The sequence below is a fragment of the Cupriavidus sp. YAF13 genome (genome assembly GCF_052113425.1).
In the GTDB taxonomy this organism is placed as follows: Bacteria; Pseudomonadota; Gammaproteobacteria; order Burkholderiales; family Burkholderiaceae; genus Cupriavidus.
Genome location: NZ_JBFRDD010000012.1, coordinates 26,225 through 46,712 on the forward strand (window position 1 = coordinate 26,225; position 20,488 = coordinate 46,712).

Consider the following 20,488-nt stretch of genomic DNA (forward strand, 5'->3'; position numbering starts at 1 on the left):
AATCCCGAAAGCTATACTTACAAGGCATAGCAACATTCAGAGGGCAACCGGCAGAGCATGCGAAACATCGAAACGCGGCACTTGCGCTACTTCATCGCTGTCGCGGAAGAAGGCAGCATCATTGCGGCATCGCGGGCGCTGAACATCACGCAGCCGGCCTTGTCGCGGCAGATCCAGGATCTGGAGGGGGTGATCGGCGCCCCGTTGTTCGAGCGGCATGCCAAGGGCGTGCAACTCACCGATGCCGGCACCAGCTTCCTGCACGATGCGAAGCAGTCGCTACTGCAGCTGGAACAGGCACGCGACCGGGCCCATCGCATAGCACAAGGCCAGACCGGCTCCTTTGCGCTCGGCATCATGCCCAGCTACCTGGCCTCGCCGGTGACGCTGGCGATTCTTGCGCACTTCCGCGAGCACAATCCGGCGATCCTGCTCTCCATCGAGCCGCTGTTGTCATTGCAGCAGGCACAGGCGATCCGCGGCGAAGAACTGGACGGCGGCATCATGGCCTGGCGCACGCCGGACGATGCCAGCCTGAGCGGCATCGCCCTGTACCGCGAGCGCTTTGTGCTGGCGGTGCCGGCGCAGCATGTCGCACCGGCGAAGCGCGCGCGGCGGTTGGCCGACATCGCCGGCGAGCGCTTTGTGTGGTTCAACCGCGAGAAGTCGAGCGCGCAGCACAGCCTGCTGATTGCGGCGTGCGCCAAGGCCGGGTTCACGCCGCATATCGTCCAGATCGGCACCGACACGCCAACCATCCTGGGGCTGGTCGCCGCCGGCATGGGCTGCGCGCTGGTGCCCGCCAGCTCACAGCTGCACGCGCCACCCACCATCGCGTTCATCGCGCTGGCCGACTTGACCGATGGAGTCAATATCGAGTTTGTATATTCGGCGACGCACCGCTCGCCGCGCGTGCAGCGCTTTATCGAATCGGTCCGGCACGTCACCGGCACCAAGGCAAAGCAGGCACGCGGCAAGCCATAGGGCCGCGGCCACTCAGTGTGCCTCGCTGATCCTGCGCTCTGCCTGCCCCGGAGGAATACAGATCGTCAAAACCATCAGCTTTTGGCGTCGTTGCGCGAGAAAATCCTGAAATCATGGGCCTTTCGGCATGCGAGACGGTTTGTCAGCCATCACGGTAGTGGTCGCTACTACGCGTTCTCTTCGAACTCGCACATCTTCGCCGACGCGACATCCAGGTGTCCGGCACCACCTGCAGCGCGTCGCACATGGCCTGCAAGATTTGCGCGCCCCCAAGGAAGAATCAGAAATCAGAATTGTCAGGGCTTCTTGGCGCAAGTGGCTTGGCTCACCGCACAATCTGTTTCAGTCCTGTAACAGCTTGGTGCGGTAACTGACGAAGTAGGCACGCCGCAAACGCTGCCGCCCCTTCAAGTGGCAGCGGCCTGCTGGTTTGACCTGTCTCCGGCGGGGCGGCTGCTGCAAAAAAATCCCCCGAGGCTGTTCCTCGGGGGAGGTGCTTGGTTTGTGGCTGTGGACGCTGAGCGCCGACCACGTATTCAATTGCCGACCATTCTGTCGTTCCTTACAGGCTGCCCTCAACCAGTCCATCGCGGTTGGTGATTCTCGCACCATCGGTGAACGTGTCTCGTCTATCTGTAACTCTCGCTCCATCCGAATAGACGTCAAACTTTGTGCTCCTTCCCCCATCTGAATATGGGTCGCGCGGCCCCATCGCGCTAGCGCCGTCGGTGTATACATCTCGCGCCCCGTTACCGGCATAGGCTACTCCGGCGCCAAGCGCCGCACCCGCCGCAGCGAGCAGTAAGATTGTCTTTACCATTTTCTTCAACTCCTTTTCAGGTGGTTGCAAAAACACCGAAACGAATACTCTTCGCTTCAGCGCCGCAGTTTTGTACGCCTCCAATGTATGTCCTGCCGGTATGCTTATGAATAAGGTCCTTTTCCGAAAAGAGGCTAGGGGATTGCCCTATTGGATGGCAGGGATTGGGCACGGCTGCCAAGGTTGGCGATGTCACGCAAGCGCGTGCATTGCGGCACGGCGAGGAGAGCGACCTGTTCGCCCACGCGCAACTGCATACGCTATCTGGCCTGAGCAATCTGCGGATGATGCGTCATCGGCCGCAGCCAGGTGCCAAGGACCGACTGCGTCCGGATTCTGGCCGAAGACTCGAAACCCGGCCCGACAAGGTCGCATTCGACGGAACCTGGCGTTCAACCCGGGCGGTATAGCTCATCGAATCCGTCGGCCACCCTTACCGCACAGAGGAGTTCTGACGTAGATTCATAGTAATCCCGCGGCACCATGGATTCGCAGCACTCGCCTGGCACCGGCTCGGTGCAAGCTCGTGATTTGCCACAGGTGCATCGGATACCAACGTCCGCAAGCGTACTGTCATTGCGGCTAACGAGAGGATGACTGGATGTGGCAGGGGCTGTCCCCAGAATTTGAAGCGAACCATGTTCATCATTCAGCGCAACTCGAAGCTTAGCCTCTTCGTTCACACCGGATCTGTCGCATTGGCGTACTACGCAGGTGCAAAGCTGGGACTTACCTATGCGGTGGTGGGCGGTGCAGTGTCTCTGGTATGGCCTTCCAGCGGCATCGCCCTCGTTGCGCTGCTCGTTATGGGCTTCGCAGTTGCCCCTGGAATTGCCATTGGCTCCGTCTTGGCCAACATGTCGGTGGGCGTGCCCCTACCAGTGGCCGCGGTGATTGGCCTCGGCGCGACAGCTGCAGCCTTGACGGCGACATTATTGTTAAAGCGGGTAGCCCAATTCCAGATCACCCTGGGCCGCATCAAGGACGTGTTAGCTTTCGTCATCCTGGCTGCGACGGCCAGCACGGCAGTGAGTGCGCTGATCGGTGCGACTGCCCTCTTCGGAGGGGGCTTGGTGTCAGTCGCCGATTACGGCGCTGCCTTTCTGAAATGGTGGCTCGGTGACATGCTGGGGGTGCTCGTGGTAGCCCCGCCGCTGCTCAGCTTGCTCACGTATCCAAGCCCGATCCGCTCCGCAAAGCAGACCGTGGAAGCGTGCGGACTGACCGTTGCGATCTTCTGGGTGAGTTACGTCATCTTCGGCGCCACCGAACTTGCAGGGCACAGCTACTATCCGGCAGCCTTGGCGGTCTTTCCGTTCATTATCTGGGCGGCTCTGCGCTTCGATCACTTGGGTACCAGCCTCTCAACCTTGCTGGTCTCAATCGTGGCCATCTGGGGCACCACGAACGGCACCGGTCCCTTTGCCGCCGAATCTCCGGTGGATAGCCTCGTGAGATGGTGCGCCTTCGCGAATGTCGTGGCAGTAACCGGACTGCTGCTGGTGGCGGCGCATGCTCAGGAAAAGCGCATCCATAGCCTCCTGCTGGCATCCCATGCCGAGTTGGAACGGCGCGTGCAAGAGCGAACCAAAGACTCGGAGCTAGCGAACCATGAACTGAAGCAGGAGATGGCGCGACGTCGTCTGCTGGAAGCAGAACTGATCCGGATCGGCGATCAGCAGCAGAGACTCATCGGCCGAGAACTGCATGACGGCCTCGGGCAGCACCTCACTAGCTTGGGCTTTTACTGTGCCACCTTGAATCAAGAACTACAGACGCATAGCCACCCAGCCGCCGCGAAGGCGGCTACCATCGTCGAATTGGTGAAGCAGGCGTCCTTGATGACTCGCAAGATTGCCCATGGCCTGGACCCGGTCGCCATGGAGGCTGGTGGCCTCATGGTCGCCTTGCAAGGGCTGGCACAGACGACCCGCGCGCTCAATGGCATAGGTTGCACGCTCCGCATCGAGTCAAATGTGGACTTACTGGATCCGCCGATGCAGATCAACCTTTACCGTGCGGCACAGGAAGCCGTCAATAACGCGCTGAAATACAGCCAGGGCCGCCACATTTGGATCGACCTGGAGCGCGAAGGCGGCATGCAGAGGCTTTCCATCAGTGACGACGGGATGGGGGTTGACCTGGAACAAATGGAGCGTGCTTCGGGCCTGGGACTTCACAACCTGCGCCACCGCGCGAGCCTCCTGGGCGGCTCTTGCATGGTCACCCGCAATGCGTTGGGTGGCACCACGGTTGCCATCAGTTATCCAATACCAGAGAGTCCGGGACATGAAGCCATCTAGCCTGGGCGGCGTGACTCAGATCCTGATTGTGGATGACCACCCCATCATCCGGGAGGGGTTAACACACTTGCTGAATCTGCATGAGGATCTGCACGTCTGCTGTGCGGCCGGCAGTGCCGAAGACGCCTTGGCGGTGATGGCCTGCCAGCCTGATATGGCCATCGTGGACCTCAGTCTGCACTCGAACTCCGGCCTGGATCTTGTCAAGACGCTCCGGCAACACTATCCAAAGCTGGCCATCCTCATCCTCAGCATGCATGACGAAACCCAGTTTGCCGAACGCGCGCTGCGGGCGGGAGCAAACGGGTACCTGATGAAACTCGAGGCCACGGAGCATATTATGAACGCCATCCGCGAGGTGCTGGCGGGCAATATCTACCTGAGCGCCGCAATGCATGAAAAGTTGGCGCGGACTCTGACGGTTCCCCAGAAAATTCCGGCGGGCTCAATCGCGAGCCTTTCAGAACGGGAGTTCGAGGTCCTGCACCTGATCGGACTCGGTTTCAGCACCCGCGAGATCGCCGAGAAACTGAGTCGGAGCGTCAAGACCATCGAGGCACATCAGGCCAACATTAAGGAAAAGCTGAATATTCCTAGCGGCAAGGAGCTGATGCGCTTCGCCATTCAGTGGATCGAGAGCCATTAGGGTGGAGCCCTGAAAATCGTATGGAAACGCGCTGACTGAGCTTTGTTCGGGTAAATGTTCCAGTAAATGAAGGATTCCGCTAAGTATCCCGAGCACTCGACCGATCGGATTCTGCGGAGAGTTCGCATTTCCGTGCCGCAAAAGGGCTGGCTGCCGGAAGACGAACTGGATTGGCTCATCCCGCGTCTCGGCGCACTGCTTCTGCGGGCCCGAGCGCGCAGCCAGGAACGGGGATCTGCGAAACCCTATTCTATCCGGGCACGCTCCGCCACCTTCGGGCTGTTCTGCCAGCCGCCGCCCAGCGCCAGGAACAGGTTGATCTGGTTGAGGGCCACCTGGCTGTCCGACGCCGCCAGTGCCGCCTCGGCCCCGGCCAGCGTGCGGTCGGCATCCAGGCTGGACAAATATGGCACGCGGCCGGACTGGTACAGCAGCCGGTGCTGGCGGGCGACCTCGTTGGCGTCGTCGCGCGCCACGCGCAAGGACTGGTTGCGCTCCAGCTCGCGCGTGTAGGCGCTGAGCGCACTCTGGGTCTCCTCCAGCGCCTTGAGCACCACGCCGTCGAAGCGGGCGAGTGCCGCGTCCGCGCCGGCTTCCATGCCGTGGATGCGCGGGCGCACGCCATTGGTGGGCAGGTTCCAGGTGATCAGCGGGCCCATGCCCCAATGCGCGGTCGGGCCGGTGCCGAGATCGCTCAGGATGCCGCTCAGGCCGGCCGACGCCCCGATGCGGACCGAGGGGTAGAGATCGGCGGTGGCCACGCCGATCTTCGCCGTGGCCGCTGCCAGCTCGCGTTCCGCCTGGCGGATATCGGGGCGGCGCTTGAGTAGTGCGGCACCGTCGCCGACAGGCATCGCCTGGCGCAGCGTCGGCTCCTCATGACATTCGGATGCGGCTTGCGGCAGCGCTGCCGGCGGCTGGCCCAGCATGACGGCGAGCCGGTAAGCAGCGCCCTCCTTCTCCGCCTTGAAGCGCGGCAACGCCGCGCGCAGGGTCTCGGCCTGCGCGCGGGCGCGCAGCATGTCGGCAGGCTGGCCACGGCCGGCGGCCACCATCTTGCCGGCAATCTCCACGCCGCGCGTCTGCAGCGCGAGCTGCTGCTCCGCCACCGCCAGCTCGTGCGTGGCGGCGCAACCCTGCACATAGGCCCGCACGGTTTGCGCGACCACGCTCACGCGCGCCATGTCCAGCGCGGCCTGGCTTGCCTGCGCGCTGGCCAGCGCGGCCTCGTCGGCGCGGGCCAGCTTGCCGAAGAAGTCAACCAGGTACGACACCGAGAACCCGACGTCGCCCAGGTTGAAGACCGGCACCTTCTCCTTGAGCAGGAAGCTCTCGCCCGCGATCTGCGCGCGTTCGGCCTTGGCGGAGAAGGCCGCCTGCGGCAGGTTCTCCGCTTCCACCTCGTGGTAGATCGCCACGGCCCGGCGCAGGTTGGCGGCGGCCACGCGCAGGCTGGTATTGGCGCTGAGCGCCTGCTGCACCAGGGCGTCGAGCTTGGGGTCGTCGTACAGGCGCCACCAATCGTCCGGGACCGGCGCCACCGAGACGGCCGGGCCGTCCGTGCCGAGCAAGGGGCCGTTGGCCTCGGGCGCACGCACGGCCGCCTGCTCCGGCACGTGGTAGTCAGGGCCCACGGTGGTACAGGCGAACAGCAACGGGCCCAGGGCTGGCAGCAGGGCAAGGCAGAGCTTGCTCATTGTGTGCTCTCCTCCACGGCCTCGTCGCGCAGCACGGCAATGGTCTTGCGCGGCTGCGCCACGGAGACCGTCGCCGTGCGGCCCGACACCAGCCGCACATCCGCCGGCACGTCGTCCAGCACGATGCGCACCGGCACACGCTGCGCCAGCCGCACCCAGTTGAACGTGGGGTTCACATTGGGCAACAGGTTGGCGCCATTGCTGCGGTCGCGGTCCTCGATGCCGGCGGCGATGCTCTGCACGTGGCCATGCAGGATCGTGCGCTCGCCCATGATGCGCACGGAGACCGGGTTGCCAATGCGGATGCCCCCCAGCTTGGTTTCCTCGAAATAGCCTTCGACGTGGAAGGAGTTCAGGTCAACCATCGACAGCACCGGCCGGCCCAAAGTCACATAGTCGCCCAGGCGCGGCAGGCGGTCGTTGAGAACGCCATCGACGGGGCTGGCCACCCGGGTGCGGGCAAGGTTGAGCTTGGCCAGCGCGACCGCCGCCTCCGCCTGCGCCAGCGCCGCCTCGCCCTGCTGCACCCGCGCCTGCCCTTCTTCCACCACCTCGGTGGCGACCACGTCGGACAAGGCGTGGCTGCGGGCGGCCTCCCGGCGCGCCTGCGCCAGCGTGGCGCGCTGCGCGGCGGCACTCGCCATGGCCTGCTGCAACGCCAGCTGGTAGCGGTCCTGGTCGATCACGAACAGCACCTGCCCGCGCCGCACGCGCTGGTTGTCCTTGACGAGTATCTGCGTCACCAGCCCCGAGACATCCGGTGCGACCTGCACCACGTCGGCCCGCACGTGGCCGTCGCGCGTCCATGGCGCCACGGTGTAGTAATCCCACAGATGCTTGCCGACAGAGAGCGCGGCCACGGTGGCCAGCAGGGTCAGCATCACGGGGACCAGCAAACGGAATTTGAATTTCATGATTGCAGCCAGCGGGCCATGGCGGCCACGCCACCCAGCACGATGACGTAAAGAGCCAGATTGAAAAGCGACCGGTGCCAGACCAGCCGGTAAAAGCCTGCGCGCGCAAGGGCTGCGCGCAGGCAGGCGGTGATGGCGAAGGTGAGGAGCATCAACGCCAGCAAGCCGGGCACGAAGACGCCGTAGAGATCGATCTCCGCGCTTAGCATCGGGGCTCCGCGCGTAACGGGAGGGGCACGGCCCGCAACGGCTGCACCTGCGGCGCCGCGGCTTGCGGCAGCGTGTGTGCCGGGTATAGCGTGACCCGCAATGCAATCAGCGCACCCAGTGCACTGCACGCATGCTCGCCGGGACTTTGCGATGCGCCGCTTTGCATGGCCACCTCGCGCAGCGCCTTGTCGATCCGCTCGGATAGCGCATCCGGCGGCGCCATTGCGTGGCCGGCCTTCAGGCGCGCGCGGAAATGCAAGGCAACCGCGTTGAGCACCCTGGCCACGGCGCGGCGCGCGGCCGGGCGCAGCCCGGGCAGGCTGCGCTGCAGCGCCAGCGCGCCAAACCCGACCTGCAGCTCGGCAAAGCCATCCGAGGCCATCTGGTCGTCGCTGGCCGCAAGCCTTGGCACCAGCTGGCTGAGCCGGTCCAGCATGCGGCCCCCGAGCCTGGCGTGCTCGCCCGGCTCGCGCCGCGTGGCGGCTTGCGCGAGATCCTTCCAGCTCGCGCGGATCAGCCGGTGCGCCGCCACGCGCGCGCCGAACGGCCGCGTCGCCATGGCCCATAAAGGCGCGAACAGCATGCCGCCGATGCTGGCCAGGCTGCCGTTGAAGGTGGTCAGGAAATTCGTGTCGTAGACGCTCTGCACATTGGCGAACGACGCCGTATTGACCGACAGCAGCATGGCGATCAGGTTGAAGCCGGGCCGCGATATCAGCATGCCGATGCCCATGTAGGGCAACGCCAGCATGCCTACCAGGGTTTCGAAGTTGTGCGCGTTCGGCACCACCAGGAACAGGTAGAACGACGATACGGCAAAACAGAATCCGCTCCAGCGCAAGAACGAATGCGCGACCGGCCGGGGCTCCTCGATGGTGGCAAAGAAGCAGCAGGCGATGGACGCCACCGCAACCGATCCCGCGCCGTCCTCCCATCCCGAGGCGATCCACAGCATGCCCGCGCAAAACACCGCCAGGCTGGTGGAGCAGGCATAGAACAGCAGCATCGCGTGATCGTGGTGATGCGCCCGGCCCGCGCGCTCGGCGCCGCGCCCAAGCGCGCGCACGGAGGGCGCGGCGGCGCTGGCCGCCTGATCGCCAATGCCATGCTGCAGGGCGTGGCAGTCTTCGCACAGCGCGGCCAGCGTGCGCAACTGATCGTTGGCGGTGGCGACCAGCCCGCCATGCCAGCCCGGCGCGCGCGCATAGTCCGCCCACGGGCCCGCTTCCGGCTCCGGCGCAGGCGCCGGGCCGTCGAAGCCCGCGCGAATCCACGCGGACATGGCGGCCATATGGCGCGCCAGGCTATCCGGTATGCCCTCGGCGTGGCGCCGCAATGCCTGCAGCACGCCGGCCAGCGACGACAGCACGGGCAGCAGCATCGTCATGCGCTCGCGCAAGGCGCGGGCGTGGCGCAGCGTATGCGCGCTTTCCGTGTCGTAGGAGAGCTGGGTGATGAGCTGGTCCAGCGCGAGGATGTCGGCGGCCAGCCGGTGGCGGCTGCCGTGGCGCGTGGCATTGGCGTCAGGCTCTGCGGACAGCATGTCGGTGGCCCACAGTGCCGCGTCGGCCAGCCAGGTGGCGGAGCGGGCGCGCAGCGCGGGCGCTACCTTGGCCGGAAAGACGATGGCGCCCACCATGCCGGCGCACAAGATGCCGATGACAATCTCCTCGATGCGCGCCACGGCAATGTCGAAGACTTGTGCCGGCTCGCTGACAGACGGCAGCGCCACGATCGGCAGCGTATAGGCGGCCAGCAGGAAGACATAGCTGCGCGGCGTGCGCTGCAACAGCGAGAAGTAGAGCAAGCCCCCCGTCCACAGGGCGATCGCGGCCATCAGCAACACCGGCGCGTTGACCAGCAACGGCACCGTGACCACCGCTGCCGTCGCGCCCAGCACCGTGCCCGCCACGCGATAAGCGGCCTTGGAGCGGGTGGCGCCAGTCAGCGGGTGAGAAACAAAATAGACGGTTGCCATGGCCCAGTAAGGGCGGGGCAAACCTAGCGCGAGCGCGATATAAAGTGCCAGCATCGAGGCGGCAAACGCCTTCAGTGAAAAGAGCCACTGTCGTGCGCTGGGCCAGCTAGCCATGACGCGAATATCCATTGGAAAGAGCGTAGGCCCGAAGTGTAGCCAACTGGCGGACATTCCTGGCATGATTTAAAATTACAAATCACATTCGCTTTTTTCATGGCAAAGGAAGTGGCCAATGCCCATCGATATCCGCGCGCTGCGCTACTTCGTTGAAACCGTTCGCCTGAAGAGCTTCACCCAGGCGGCGACGTCCCTGTTCGTCACGCAATCCACCATCAGCAAGATGGTGCGGCAACTGGAAGACGAGATCGGCCAGCCACTGCTGATCCGCGAAGGCAAGCAGGTGCGGCTGACCGACGTGGGGCGCGTGGTCTACGAGCGCGGGCAGGAAGCGCTTGGCGTGGTGCACCGGCTTACGCTGGAAGTGGCCGATCTCTCGTCGCTAGGCCGTGGCCAGCTGACCGTGGGAATCCCGCCCATGGCCAACCTGTTCTTCTCGCCGGCCGTCAGCGCCTTCCGCCAGCGCTATCCGAACCTGGAGCTCAGCCTGGCCGAACACGGCGGCCATATGGTGGAGCAGCAAGTGGCCAATGGCGAACTCGAAGTCGGCGCTACCGTACTGCCCCGGGACAGCGGCCTGGAACTGGCCACACGTGAGTTCGCCAAATACCCGATCTGGGTCGCGGGCCCCCGCAAGGCCAGCTGGGCCAAGGGCAAGACCGTTACCTTGGCCGCGCTGCGCGACGAGCCCCTGCTGATGCTGACTGAAGACTTCTCCCTGACCCGCAAGCTGCGGCAGGCCTTTCTCGACGCCCGGCTTGAGCCCCGCATCGTGGCGCAAAGCGGGCACTGGGACTTCCTCGCCTCGATGGCCGCGGCCGGGCTGGGCACCACCTTCCTGCCGCAACCACTGCTGGACAAGCTCGATATCCGCGACAAGCTCGCCGTGGCACGGCTCACGGAGCCAGCCATGGACTGGGCGCTCGCCCATATCTGGTCGCCCGGCCGCTACCTATCGCATGCGGCGCGGGCGTGGTTTTCGGTCTGCGAGGAAGTGCTGGGGGCGTGACAAACGTACGTATCCACGCCACTACCTCGAAAACGCCTCAAACACCAACTGCCGCAACCATTGGTTGGCCGGCTCCCGATTGTTCTTGGCATGCCAGAGCACGTTGATCACGATATCGGGAATCTTCACCGGGCACGGCGCCGTCTCCAGCCCGAAGGGCTTTAACGTGCGCTCGGCATAGGCCTGCGGCACCACCGCGATCAGGTCGGTCGTCTGCAGGATATGGCCCACAGCCACGAAGTGCGGGACGTGCAGGCGGACCTGGCGCGGCACGCCGGCGCGCTGGATCACTTCGTCCACCATGCTGTGCCCGGTGCCTGCCGCGACGATCGCTACGTGCTCGGCACTGCCAAACGACTTGAGGGTCATGCCCTCGCGGGCCAGGGGATGGCCCTGGCGGAACAGGCAGACGTAGCGCTGGCGGAACAGCCGCCGCTGGAAGAAGCCGGCCTTGAGGTCCGGCATGAAGCCGATCGCCAGGTCCACGCGGCCGCTTTCCATTTCCTCGCGCAAGTTCACCGTATGGTTGCGCACCGTGCTGATGGTCACGCCGGGCGCCACCTCGGACAGCCGCTTCATCAGGTCGGGCAGGAAATAGATCTCGCCGATATCCGTCATGGCGATGGTGAAGCCGCGCGCGCTGGTGGCCGGCTCGAACACGGACTGCGCATTGAGCGTGTTGTGGATGGCGCCGAGCGCATAACCGATCGGCTCCGCCAGGTTCTCCGCGAACGGCGTGGGCACCATGCCCTTGGCGGTGCGCAGGAATAGCTCGTCGCCCAGCAGCTTGCGCAGGCGATTGAGCGCGTTGCTGATGGCCGGCTGCGAAGTGCCCAGCGCTTCGGCCACGGCGGACACCCGCCTCAGGCGCAGCAGTTCATTGAACACGACCAGCAGGTTCAGGTCGATCTCCCGCAGCTCCATCTCAGACCCCTTTATCACTTAGAGTGATATGACGTATCACCTTCCTTCTATTTATTAATTCTACCTGCGGCGCCAACATACGCCCATCGGCAAACGGCAAACGGCAAACGGATGCCAGGTAGAACTAGTTGGAGACGCCCCCCCATGGAAGTATCCATCCACCCGCTGGACAGAACGCTGCACGCGCAAGCCGGCGACAACCTGCTGGACGTGCTGCGGGCCAACCAGGTACCCATCTCGTATAGCTGCATGGCGGGACGCTGTGGCACCTGCCGCTGCAAGGTCCTGGCCGGCCGCACCCAGGCGAGCGGCCCCGAGGATTCGCGCGCGCCCATGGCCGCCGGCCAGTCGGTGCTGGCGTGCCAGACCRCGCTGGTAGAGAGCTGCGCGATCGAGATCCCGGAACTCGACGAGGTCGTGGTGCATCCCGCCAGGATCCTCAAGGGCACCGTGACCGCTCTGGACGACCTGACCCATGACATCAAGCGGGTCCGCGTGGCGATTCCCAAGCCGCTCGACTTCTCGCCGGGACAGTACGCCACGCTGCAGTTCACGCCGCGCCATATCCGGCCTTACTCGATGGCGGTGGCGCACGGCGCGGGCGAGCTCGAATTCCATATCCGGCTGGTGCCCGGCGGGCGCGTGACGTCCTATGTGGCGTCGGAACTCAAGGTTGGCGATGCCATCCGCGTCAGCGGCCCGCTGGGCACGGCGTACCTGCGGCGCAAGTTCGACGGGCCCGTGGTGTGCATCGCGGGCGGCACCGGGCTGGCCCCGATCCTGTCGATCCTGCGCGGCATGCTCGACGGCGGCATGCGCAACGAGGTGCACGTTTATTTTGGCGTTCGCACGCATGCCGACCTCTATGGCCTGGAATGGCTGCGCGAGCTGCAGGCGCGCCATGCCGCAATGCATGTGCACGTGGTGGTGGCATCGGCCGGCGACGGCAACGGCTACCGGGGCGGCGTGGTGACCAAGGCGGTGGCCGACGACTGGGCCCACATGCAGGGCTGGCGCGCCTACCTGGCGGGCGCCCCGGTCATGGTCGACGCCGCCTCCATCCTGCTCCGCCAAAGAGGCATGGACCCCGACCACATCCATGCCGACGCCTTCCACGCCAGCGGCGTCTGACCCGTTGCGTCCCCACATCACGAACATCGCGGAGACAAACCATGCGCGAGCAAGCTGTTGTATTCAAGAAGAAGGAATGGAAGGACGAAGGCTCCAGCCGGATCCCCTTCTGGGCCTATACCGATGACGACGTCTACCGGCAGGAGCTGGAGCGCTTCTTCTACGCTGGCCACTGGTGCTATATCGGGCTCGAAGCGGAAATCCCGAACGCCGGCGACTTCAAGCGCACCGCCATCGGCGAGCGCTCGGTCATTGCCAGCCGCACGGCGGATGGCGAGATCTACGTGGTGGAGAACGTCTGCGCGCATCGCGGCGTGCAGTTCTGCCGCGAGCGCTCCGGCAACCGCAAGGACTTCACCTGCCCCTATCACCAGTGGAACTACGACCTCAAGGGCAACCTCGTTGGCGTGCCGTTCCGGCGCGGCGTCAAGCTCGACGGCAAGGTCAATGGCGGCATGCCCGCCGACTTCGACCCGAAGGCGCACGGCCTGACCAAGCTCAAGGTGGCGCGCCGCAACGGCGTGATCTTCGCCTCGTTCGACCATGAGGTGCCGGCGCTGGAGGACTATCTCGGCCCGACCATCCTGGCCTACTTCGACCGTGTCTTCGACGGCCGCAAGCTGACCATCCTCGGCTATAGCCGCCAGCAGATTCCCGGCAACTGGAAGCTGATGCAGGAGAACATCAAAGACCCATATCACCCGGGGTTGCTGCACACGTGGTTCGTGACCTTCGGGCTCTGGCGCGCCGACAACAAGTCGGCGCTCAAGATGGACGAGCACTTCCGCCACGCGGCGATGATCTCCACGCGCGGCCAGGGCGGCAAGGGCGATGTCACCAGCGGCGTGTCCAGCTTCAAGGAGCAGATGAGCCTGCACGACGACCGCTTCCTCGATGTGGTGCAGGAACCCTGGTGGGGAGAGCCCACGGCGGTGATGATGACGCTGTTCCCCAGCGTCATCATCCAGCAGCAGGTCAACTCCGTGTCGACGCGGCATATCCAGCCCACCGGCCACGGCTCGTTCAACTTCGTGTGGACGCACTTCGGCTTCGAGGGCGACGATGCCGACATGACCCGGCGCCGCCTGCGCCAGGCCAACCTGTTCGGCCCGGCCGGCTTTGTCTCGGCCGACGACGGCGAAGTGATCGAGTTCTCCCAGCAAGGCTTCGAGCAAAAGCCGTTCCACCGGACGGTGGCGGAACTCGGCGGGCGCGAGATCGGCGATACGGACCACATGGTGACCGAGACACTGATCCGCGGGATGTACAACTACTGGCGCCGCGTGATGGAGGCCTGAGACATGCTCGACTTCGAAACCTACACGCAGGTGCTGGCGCTGTACGCGGACTACGCTGCCGCGCTGGACAACAACGAATGGGACAAATGGCCCGGCTTCTTCACCGAGGCCTGCGTCTACAAGCTCCAGCCGCGCGAGAACCACGAAGCCGGTCTCCCGCTTGCCACGCTCTCCTTCGAGAGCCGCGGCATGCTCAAGGACCGCATCTATGGCGCGACCGAGACCATCTTCCACGATCCGTACTACCAGCGCCATGTGGTCGGCATACCGCGCATCCTGAAGACCGACGCGGAGCGGATCGACGCCGAGGCCAGCTACGCGGTCTTTCGCACCAAGCCGGATGGGCAATCCACCGTGTACAACGTGGGCCGCTATATCGATGTGATCCGGCGCACGGAGCACGGGCTGAAGTTCGAGTCCCGGCTATGCGTGTTCGACAGCGAGATGATCGCCAACTCGATCATCTACCCGATTTGAATATTGAGATTTGAGGCAAACCATGTCGAAGCAATGGACCCAAGTGATCCCGCTGGTGGCAATCCCCAAGGACGATGTCGTGGCGGTCAACGCACTCGGCAAGGAAATCGCGCTGTACAGCGTGGGCGACGAAATCTATGCCACGGACAACGCTTGCAGCCATGGCAACGCGCGTCTGTGCGACGGCTTCCTGGACGGGCACGAGATCGAGTGCCCGCTGCACCAAGGCAAGTTCGACGTGCGCACCGGACGGGCGATGTGCGAGCCGCTGACCAGCGATATCCAGGCGTATAGCGTGAAGGTGGAGAACGGCGCGGTGTTCGTGGCGCTGTAGGCACGACGACGCCGGCGAGCCACGCCAGGCACGCCGGCGCAAAAGAACCAACGCCAGCATCAGGACCTTGCCGGCGTCTCCAGCGCCGAGCGCACCACAAACGTCATGATCACCGCGAACACCAGCATGGCGGCCAGGAAGTAGAGTCCCGAGGCCAGCTTGCCCGTCGCATCCTTGATCAGGCCGATCCCGTAGGGGCCAAGGTAGCCGCCCAGGTTGGCCAGCGAGTTGATCGTCGCGATGCCCACGGCGGCGCTGGCGCCGGTCAGGAACTGGCCCGGCAGCGCCCACACCACCGCCTGGATCGAATAGATCGAGAACGCAGTCAGGCAGATGAAGAGGAACTGCAGCGCGGGCGTCTGGACCCAGGCGCTGGCCGCCATCGTGATCGCGCCCATGGCCGACACCACGATGATGTGCCAGTAGCGCTCGCCCTTGCGATCTGAATGCCGTGGCACCAGGTACAGCCCGACCACCGCGAACAGGTACGGTACCGCCGACAGCAGGCCCGTGGTGGCATCCGTCACGCCGAACTGCTTGATGATGGTGGGCAGCCACAGCGACAAGCCGTAGATGCTGAGCGGGAACGGCAGGAACAGCAGGGCCAGCAGCAGCACGCGCTTGTCCTTGAGCGCGCCAAGCGGGTTACCGTGCGCCTTGAGCGCGAACGTGGACTGGTCCGCCGCCAACTCGCGCTCGATCCAGGCGCGGTCCGCCGGCGCCAGCCAGCGTGCCTGCGATGGAGACTCGGGCAGGATGCGCAGTGTGGGCAAGCACAGGAGCACCGCGGGCAGCCCGCTGAGCACGAACAGGGTCTGCCAGTTGGTCAAGCCAAACAGCCCGCTGGTGGACAGCACCCAGCCGGCGATCGGCCCGGTGACGATCAGGGCGATGGGCTGCGCGAGCACCAGCAGGCCGATGATGCGGGCGCGATGGCGCATCGGGAACCACTTGGTCAGGAAGTACAGGATGCCGGGATAGAGGCCCGCCTCGGCTGCGCCCAGCAGGAAGCGCAGCACGTAGAAGGTGCTGGCGCTGTTGATCAGGGCCATCGCCATGGTGATGACGCCCCATGTGAACAAGATGCGCGCGAACCAGCGGCGCGCGCCGAAGCGCTCCAGCGCCAGGTTGCTGGGCACCTCGCACAGGAAGTAGCCGATGAAGAACAAACCCGCGCCCAGCCCGTAGGACGCGTCGCTGATGCCCACCGCCGCATTCATGTGGAGCTTGGCAAAGCCAACCACCGAGCGGTCGATATAGGCCACCACGTAGATCAGCGCCAGGAAAGGAATCAGCTTGCGGGTCAGCATGCTGATAATGCGGTTCTCCTCGCTGGCGGCGCTGACCGGCGCATCGCCAGGCAGACCCGGAGCGCCAGGAAGCGGGACTGGCCGGTCCAGGCCGGCCGTGGGGGTAGTGTTCATCTATGTCTCCTCGAATGTTCCTGCATGTTCTTGTCAGTGGCCGCTGCAGGCATCGCCGGCATTGCCGGCAGCGGCGCAATCAGTGCGAGTGGCGAGGCACCGCGGCGCCGCGGCAGCCCACCAGGAAGTCCAGGTCGCAGCCCTCGTCCGCCTGCAGCACGTGGTCCACATACAGCCGCCGGTAGCCGCCCTCCCCCGCGGCGCGTGTGTCGACGCGCTCGGCCATGCGCCGTGCCAGTTCCTTGTCATCGATGTCCAGGTGCAGCGTGCCGGCCTCGCAATCCAGCTCGATCCAGTCGCCGTCTCGCACGGCGGCCAGCGGGCCGCCGGCCGCGGCCTCGGGCGCCACGTGCAGCACCACGGTGCCGTACGCCGTGCCGCTCATCCGCGCATCCGAGATGCGCACCATGTCCTTGACGCCCTGGCGCAGCAGCTTGGGCGGCAAACCCATGTTGCCGACCTCCGCCATGCCCGGATATCCCTTCGGGCCGCAGTTCTTCAGCACCATCACGGACGATGCATCGACGTCCAGCGTTTCATCGACGATCCGCTCCTTGTAGTGCTCAAGGTTTTCGAACACCACGGCGCGGCCGCGGTGCTTGAGCAACCCGGGCGTGGCGGCGGAGGGCTTGAGCACCGCACCGCGCGGTGCCAGGTTGCCGCGCAGCACGCGGATACCGCCATCCGCTATCAACGGATTGTCCAGCGCGCGGATGACCTCGTCGTTGGTATTGGGCGCGTCCTTCACGTTCTGCCACAGCGTGCGGCCGTTGACGGTCAGCGCGTCCGGGTGCGGCAGCAGGTTTGCCTCGCCCAGCCGACGCAGCACTGCGGGCAGCCCGCCGGCGTAGTAGAACTCCTCCATCAGGAAGCGGCCCGAGGGCATCAGGTCGACGATGGTGGGCGTGTCGCGGCCAATGCGTGTCCAGTCCTCGAGCTCCAGCGGCACGCCGATGCGCCCCGCGATGGCCTTCAAATGGATGACCGCGTTGGTGGAGCCACCAATCGCCGCATTGGCGCGAATCGCATTCTCGAACGCCGCGCGCGTCAGGATCTTCGACAGCGTCAGCCCTTCCTTGGCCATCTCGACAATGCGGATGCCGGACATATGCGCCAGCACGTAGCGGCGCGAATCCACGGCGGGAATGGCGGCGTTATGCGGCAGCGAAGTGCCCAGCGCTTCCGCCATGCAAGCCATGGTGGAAGCCGTGCCCATCGTGTTGCAGGTGCCGGCCGAGCGCGACATGCCGGCTTCGGCCGAGAGGAACTGATGCACATTGATCTCGCCGGCCTTGAGCGATTCATGCAGTTGCCAGACGGCCGTGCCAGAGCCAATGTCCTTGCCGTCCAGCTTGCCGTTGAGCATCGGCCCGCCCGTCACCACGATGGCCGGCACGTCGCAGCTCGCCGCGCCCATCAGCAGCGCGGGCGTGGTCTTGTCGCAGCCGGTGAGCAGCACCACGGCATCGATCGGATTGCCACGGATGGCCTCCTCGACGTCCATCGCCGCCAGGTTGCGCGTGAGCATGGCGGTGGGCCGCAGGTTGGACTCGCCATTGGAGAACACCGGGAATTCCACCGGGAAGCCGCCGGCCTCGTAGACACCGTGCTTGACATGCTCGGCCAGCTTGCGGAAATGCGCGTTGCAGGGCGTGAGCTCCGACCACGTGTTGCAGATGCCGATGATGGGACGGCCATCGAACTCATGATCGGGGATGCCCTGGTTCTTCATCCAGCTTCGGTACATGAAGCCATTCTTGTCGGCGGAGCCGAACCATTGGGCGGAGCGCAGCTTGGATTTGGATTCCGGCATTGGGGGGACTTCCTGAATACGGGGACGATGGGACTGGACTGGGACGCGATGACAGCGGCGGCCCATGAAGGGCGCCTTGGCTACCGTGGGACCGGCGCCAAAGCGGGACGCGTCTGGAGGAGGCTGTCTCTCATCTTGCTTGAATTTGTTTTTGAATATGGCCGGAGTGTACGGCCCGGTTTGATATCCTTCCAATGAAGATTGAGGCCGTATCCATATCACTTCAGGTATCAACGTAAACCCTATGTCAATGCCCAGCCCGTGGTATATCCGCGCCCGGCTCAAGACCCGCCAGCTCCTGCTGCTGGTCGCCCTTGCCGACGAAGGCAACATCCACCGCGCCGCCGCCGTTCTCAACATGACGCAACCGGCCGCATCCAAGCTGCTGCGCGAGCTGGAGGAGATGCTGGAAGTCCCGCTGTTCGAGCGGCTGCCGCGCGGCATGCGCCCGACCTGGTATGGGGAAGCGATGATCCGGCACGCGCGCGCGGTGCTGGGCAGCCTGGACCAGGCGCAGGAGGAAGTGATGGCGCTCAAGGCCGGGCGGCTGGGCCATGTGGCCGTGGGCGCGATCACCTCGCCCGGCGTGAAACTGCTGCCGCCGGCCGTTGCGCAGGTCAAGCGGGAGCAGCCCGGACTGCGCGTGTCGCTGGAGATCGAGAACAGCAACGTGCTGCTGGAACGCCTGGCCCAGGACAAGCTGGACCTGGTGGTCGCACGCCTGTTTGCCGAGCACGACAAGCTACGCCTGCGCTACGAGCCGCTGGCGGGCGAGCCAGTGTGCGCGGTGGCGCGCCTGGGCCATCCACTGCTGGCGCAGTCCGCGCTGACACTGCGGGATGTGGAGGATGCGGCGTGGATCGTGCCGCCGGCCGGCAGCGTGCTGCGTCACCGCTTCGACCTGATGTTCCAACGCGCCAGCCTGATGCCGCCGACCAACGTCGTGGAAACCGCCGCGCTGCTGTTCCTGACACGCATGCTGGAACAGAGCGACATGCTGGCCGTACTCACCGACGACGTCGCGCAGTACTACGCGCAGCATGGCCTGCTCGCGATCGTGCCGCTGCCGCTGCCCTGTCATATGGACGACTTTGGCATCATCACCCGCACGGATCGATTGCTCTCACCCGCGGCCATGCTGATGACGCAAGCGCTACGCACAGCGAGCCACGCGGTGTACGGCGCCGCGCTGGCGCTGGATGCCGGTGCGCCGGCTTAGCACGCTGGCGACCTGAAGCCTGCAATGGCCATGACCGGCGTGAGCGAATGGAAACTGGCGTCGTGGCCCGAGCCGTCCCGCCAGCGCGCCTCACTCCGCCACGATCGACGCGCTCTTGATCAGCGCCTGGCTCCGGCCCAGTTCGTCGCGGATGAGGCGGGCCGTCTCCTCGCCATTGCCGTTCTTCACGACAAAGCCCTGCGCGGCGAACAGCTCCCGCGCCTTGGGCGCGGCCAGCGCCTTGACCAGCGCCTGCTGTAGCCGCGCGCAGATGTCCTTGGGCAACCCGGCGGGACCGACCAGCGCGATCCAGGCATCGTAGGCATAGTCCTTGACGCCCGATTCCGCCAGGGTCGGCACCGCCGGCAGGCTATCGAGCCGCGCCGGCGTGCTGACCGCCAGCGCCCGCAGCTTGCCGGCCTTGATCTGCGGCAGGGCGGACGGCGTGGCCAGGAAAGCAGCGTTGATCTGTCCGCCGAGCACATCGGTCATCAACGTGTTCACGCCCTTGTAGGGGACGTGCAGCATATCGATGCCGGACTTCGATTTAAGCAACTCGCCCGCCAGATGCAGCACGCTGCCTTTGCTTGACGAGCCGTAGCTCAGGCTGCCCGGATGCGCCCGCGCCGCCGCGACCAGTTCCTGCACGGTCTTGTACGGCGAGCCCGCACCCACCACCAGCACCAGCGGCGTGGTGCCGATCAGCCCCACGGCAGTGATGTCCTTCACGCTGTCATAGGGAATATGGCGGTACAGGCCCGGGTTGATGGCGTGGTTGGACGACACCACCGCAAGCGTGTAGCCGTCCGCAGCGGCGGATACGAGTTGCCGCGTGCCGGGAATGCCCGCCGCACCGGGAAGGTTCTCCACGTAGAACGGCTGCCCGAGGTCCTTGCCCATGCCCTCGGCCACCACGCGCGCCACGACGTCGGCGGTGGAGCCCGGGGAATTCGGCACGATCAGGCGCACGGTCTTGGCGGGATATTTGTCCGCAGCGTGCGCGGCGTGTGCGCCGGGCGAGCCGATGACCGGGAATGCGATGGCGGCGACGGCAAGCAGCCGCCCCGCCGCGCGCAGGACGCGCGAGGTATTGGGGAACATCTTTGTCTCCTGTGGATGGCGGCCGGGATCTGTCGCCCGGCTATGGATGCCGCCGCGTCCGCGCTTGCGCGCGGACGCCGGGGTGCGCT

General features: G+C 65.3%; 17 protein-coding genes. 9 read left to right on the forward strand and 8 right to left on the reverse strand.

Annotated features, from left to right (window positions below):
* Nucleotides 1-57: 57 nt before the first annotated feature.
* The 3 genes from AB4061_RS12370 to AB4061_RS12380 all read left to right on the forward strand — a co-directional run bounded on the left by AB4061_RS12370 (nucleotide 58) and on the right by AB4061_RS12380 (nucleotide 4,753).
* A complete protein-coding gene (locus AB4061_RS12370; RefSeq protein ID WP_441634070.1) occupies nucleotides 58-984 on the forward strand; it encodes a LysR family transcriptional regulator in 927 nt (308 codons plus the stop codon).
* Nucleotides 985-2,442: 1,458 nt separating this feature from the next.
* Nucleotides 2,443-4,107, forward strand: coding sequence for an MASE1 domain-containing protein (locus tag AB4061_RS12375; protein WP_441634071.1), 1,665 nt, complete (start codon nucleotides 2,443-2,445; stop codon nucleotides 4,105-4,107).
* A complete protein-coding gene (locus AB4061_RS12380) occupies nucleotides 4,094-4,753 on the forward strand; it encodes a response regulator (RefSeq protein ID WP_441634073.1) in 660 nt (219 codons plus the stop codon). Before AB4061_RS12375 ends, AB4061_RS12380 begins: the two co-directional genes overlap by 14 nt.
* A 245-nt stretch (nucleotides 4,754-4,998) precedes the next feature.
* On the opposite strand, the gene AB4061_RS12385 is transcribed toward AB4061_RS12380, so the two are convergent.
* The 4 genes from AB4061_RS12385 to AB4061_RS12400 are packed head-to-tail and all read right to left on the reverse strand — an operon-like array spanning nucleotide 4,999 to nucleotide 9,666.
* A complete protein-coding gene (locus AB4061_RS12385; RefSeq protein WP_441634075.1) occupies nucleotides 4,999-6,450 on the reverse strand; it encodes an efflux transporter outer membrane subunit in 1,452 nt (483 codons plus the stop codon).
* A complete protein-coding gene (locus AB4061_RS12390; protein WP_441634077.1) occupies nucleotides 6,447-7,364 on the reverse strand; it encodes an efflux RND transporter periplasmic adaptor subunit in 918 nt (305 codons plus the stop codon). Before AB4061_RS12390 ends, AB4061_RS12385 begins: the two co-directional genes overlap by 4 nt.
* A complete protein-coding gene (locus AB4061_RS12395; protein WP_441634079.1) occupies nucleotides 7,361-7,573 on the reverse strand; it encodes a DUF1656 domain-containing protein in 213 nt (70 codons plus the stop codon). Before AB4061_RS12395 ends, AB4061_RS12390 begins: the two co-directional genes overlap by 4 nt.
* Nucleotides 7,567-9,666: an FUSC family protein gene (locus tag AB4061_RS12400; protein ID WP_441634081.1), complete on the reverse strand. Its 2,100-nt coding sequence runs from the start codon at nucleotides 9,664-9,666 to the stop codon at nucleotides 7,567-7,569. Before AB4061_RS12400 ends, AB4061_RS12395 begins: the two co-directional genes overlap by 7 nt.
* A gap of 118 nt (nucleotides 9,667-9,784) precedes the next feature.
* Here AB4061_RS12400 and AB4061_RS12405 point away from each other — a divergent pair, with 118 nt between their 5' ends.
* Nucleotides 9,785-10,678 carry a LysR substrate-binding domain-containing protein gene (locus tag AB4061_RS12405; RefSeq protein ID WP_441634083.1) on the forward strand — a complete coding sequence of 298 codons (894 nt, stop codon included), beginning with the start codon at nucleotides 9,785-9,787 and terminating at the stop codon, nucleotides 10,676-10,678.
* Between the two features lie 21 nt (nucleotides 10,679-10,699).
* Here AB4061_RS12405 and AB4061_RS12410 read toward each other — a convergent pair whose 3' ends face one another.
* Nucleotides 10,700-11,602: a LysR family transcriptional regulator gene (locus tag AB4061_RS12410; protein WP_441634085.1), complete on the reverse strand. Its 903-nt coding sequence runs from the start codon at nucleotides 11,600-11,602 to the stop codon at nucleotides 10,700-10,702.
* Nucleotides 11,603-11,746: 144 nt separating this feature from the next.
* On the opposite strand from AB4061_RS12410, the gene AB4061_RS12415 reads away from it, so the two are divergent.
* From AB4061_RS12415 to AB4061_RS12430, 4 genes are read left to right on the forward strand one after another with little or no spacing between them, the layout of a single operon-like run.
* Complete coding sequence (locus AB4061_RS12415; RefSeq protein WP_441634087.1) at nucleotides 11,747-12,733, forward strand: 2Fe-2S iron-sulfur cluster-binding protein; 987 nt, start codon at nucleotides 11,747-11,749, stop codon at nucleotides 12,731-12,733.
* Nucleotides 12,734-12,774: 41 nt separating this feature from the next.
* The gene (locus AB4061_RS12420; RefSeq protein ID WP_441634089.1) at nucleotides 12,775-14,031 is read left to right on the forward strand and encodes an aromatic ring-hydroxylating dioxygenase subunit alpha; all 1,257 of its coding nucleotides are present in this window, start codon (nucleotides 12,775-12,777) and stop codon (nucleotides 14,029-14,031) included.
* Between the two features lie 3 nt (nucleotides 14,032-14,034).
* Entirely contained in the window at nucleotides 14,035-14,508 is a 474-nt protein-coding gene (locus tag AB4061_RS12425) for an aromatic-ring-hydroxylating dioxygenase subunit beta (RefSeq protein ID WP_441634091.1), read from the forward strand.
* A 22-nt stretch (nucleotides 14,509-14,530) separates the two neighbouring features.
* Nucleotides 14,531-14,842, forward strand: a complete 312-nt coding sequence (locus AB4061_RS12430; RefSeq protein WP_441634093.1) for a non-heme iron oxygenase ferredoxin subunit — start codon at nucleotides 14,531-14,533, stop codon at nucleotides 14,840-14,842.
* A 59-nt stretch (nucleotides 14,843-14,901) separates the two neighbouring features.
* Here the strand turns inward: AB4061_RS12430 and AB4061_RS12435 are convergent, their stop codons facing one another.
* Both AB4061_RS12435 and AB4061_RS12440 read right to left on the reverse strand, forming a co-directional pair.
* The gene (locus AB4061_RS12435; protein ID WP_441634095.1) at nucleotides 14,902-16,266 is read right to left on the reverse strand and encodes an MFS transporter; all 1,365 of its coding nucleotides are present in this window, start codon (nucleotides 16,264-16,266) and stop codon (nucleotides 14,902-14,904) included.
* A 79-nt stretch (nucleotides 16,267-16,345) separates the two neighbouring features.
* On the reverse strand, nucleotides 16,346-18,079 hold the full coding sequence (locus tag AB4061_RS12440) for an IlvD/Edd family dehydratase (RefSeq protein ID WP_441634097.1): 1,734 nt from the start codon (nucleotides 18,077-18,079) through the stop codon (nucleotides 16,346-16,348).
* Between the two features lie 244 nt (nucleotides 18,080-18,323).
* On the opposite strand from AB4061_RS12440, the gene AB4061_RS12445 reads away from it, so the two are divergent.
* Complete coding sequence (locus tag AB4061_RS12445) at nucleotides 18,324-19,298, forward strand: LysR family transcriptional regulator (protein WP_441634099.1); 975 nt, start codon at nucleotides 18,324-18,326, stop codon at nucleotides 19,296-19,298.
* Between the two features lie 90 nt (nucleotides 19,299-19,388).
* Here the strand turns inward: AB4061_RS12445 and AB4061_RS12450 are convergent, their stop codons facing one another.
* Nucleotides 19,389-20,399, reverse strand: coding sequence for a Bug family tripartite tricarboxylate transporter substrate binding protein (locus AB4061_RS12450; protein ID WP_441634101.1), 1,011 nt, complete (start codon nucleotides 20,397-20,399; stop codon nucleotides 19,389-19,391).
* Between the last annotated feature and the right edge of the window lie 89 nt (nucleotides 20,400-20,488).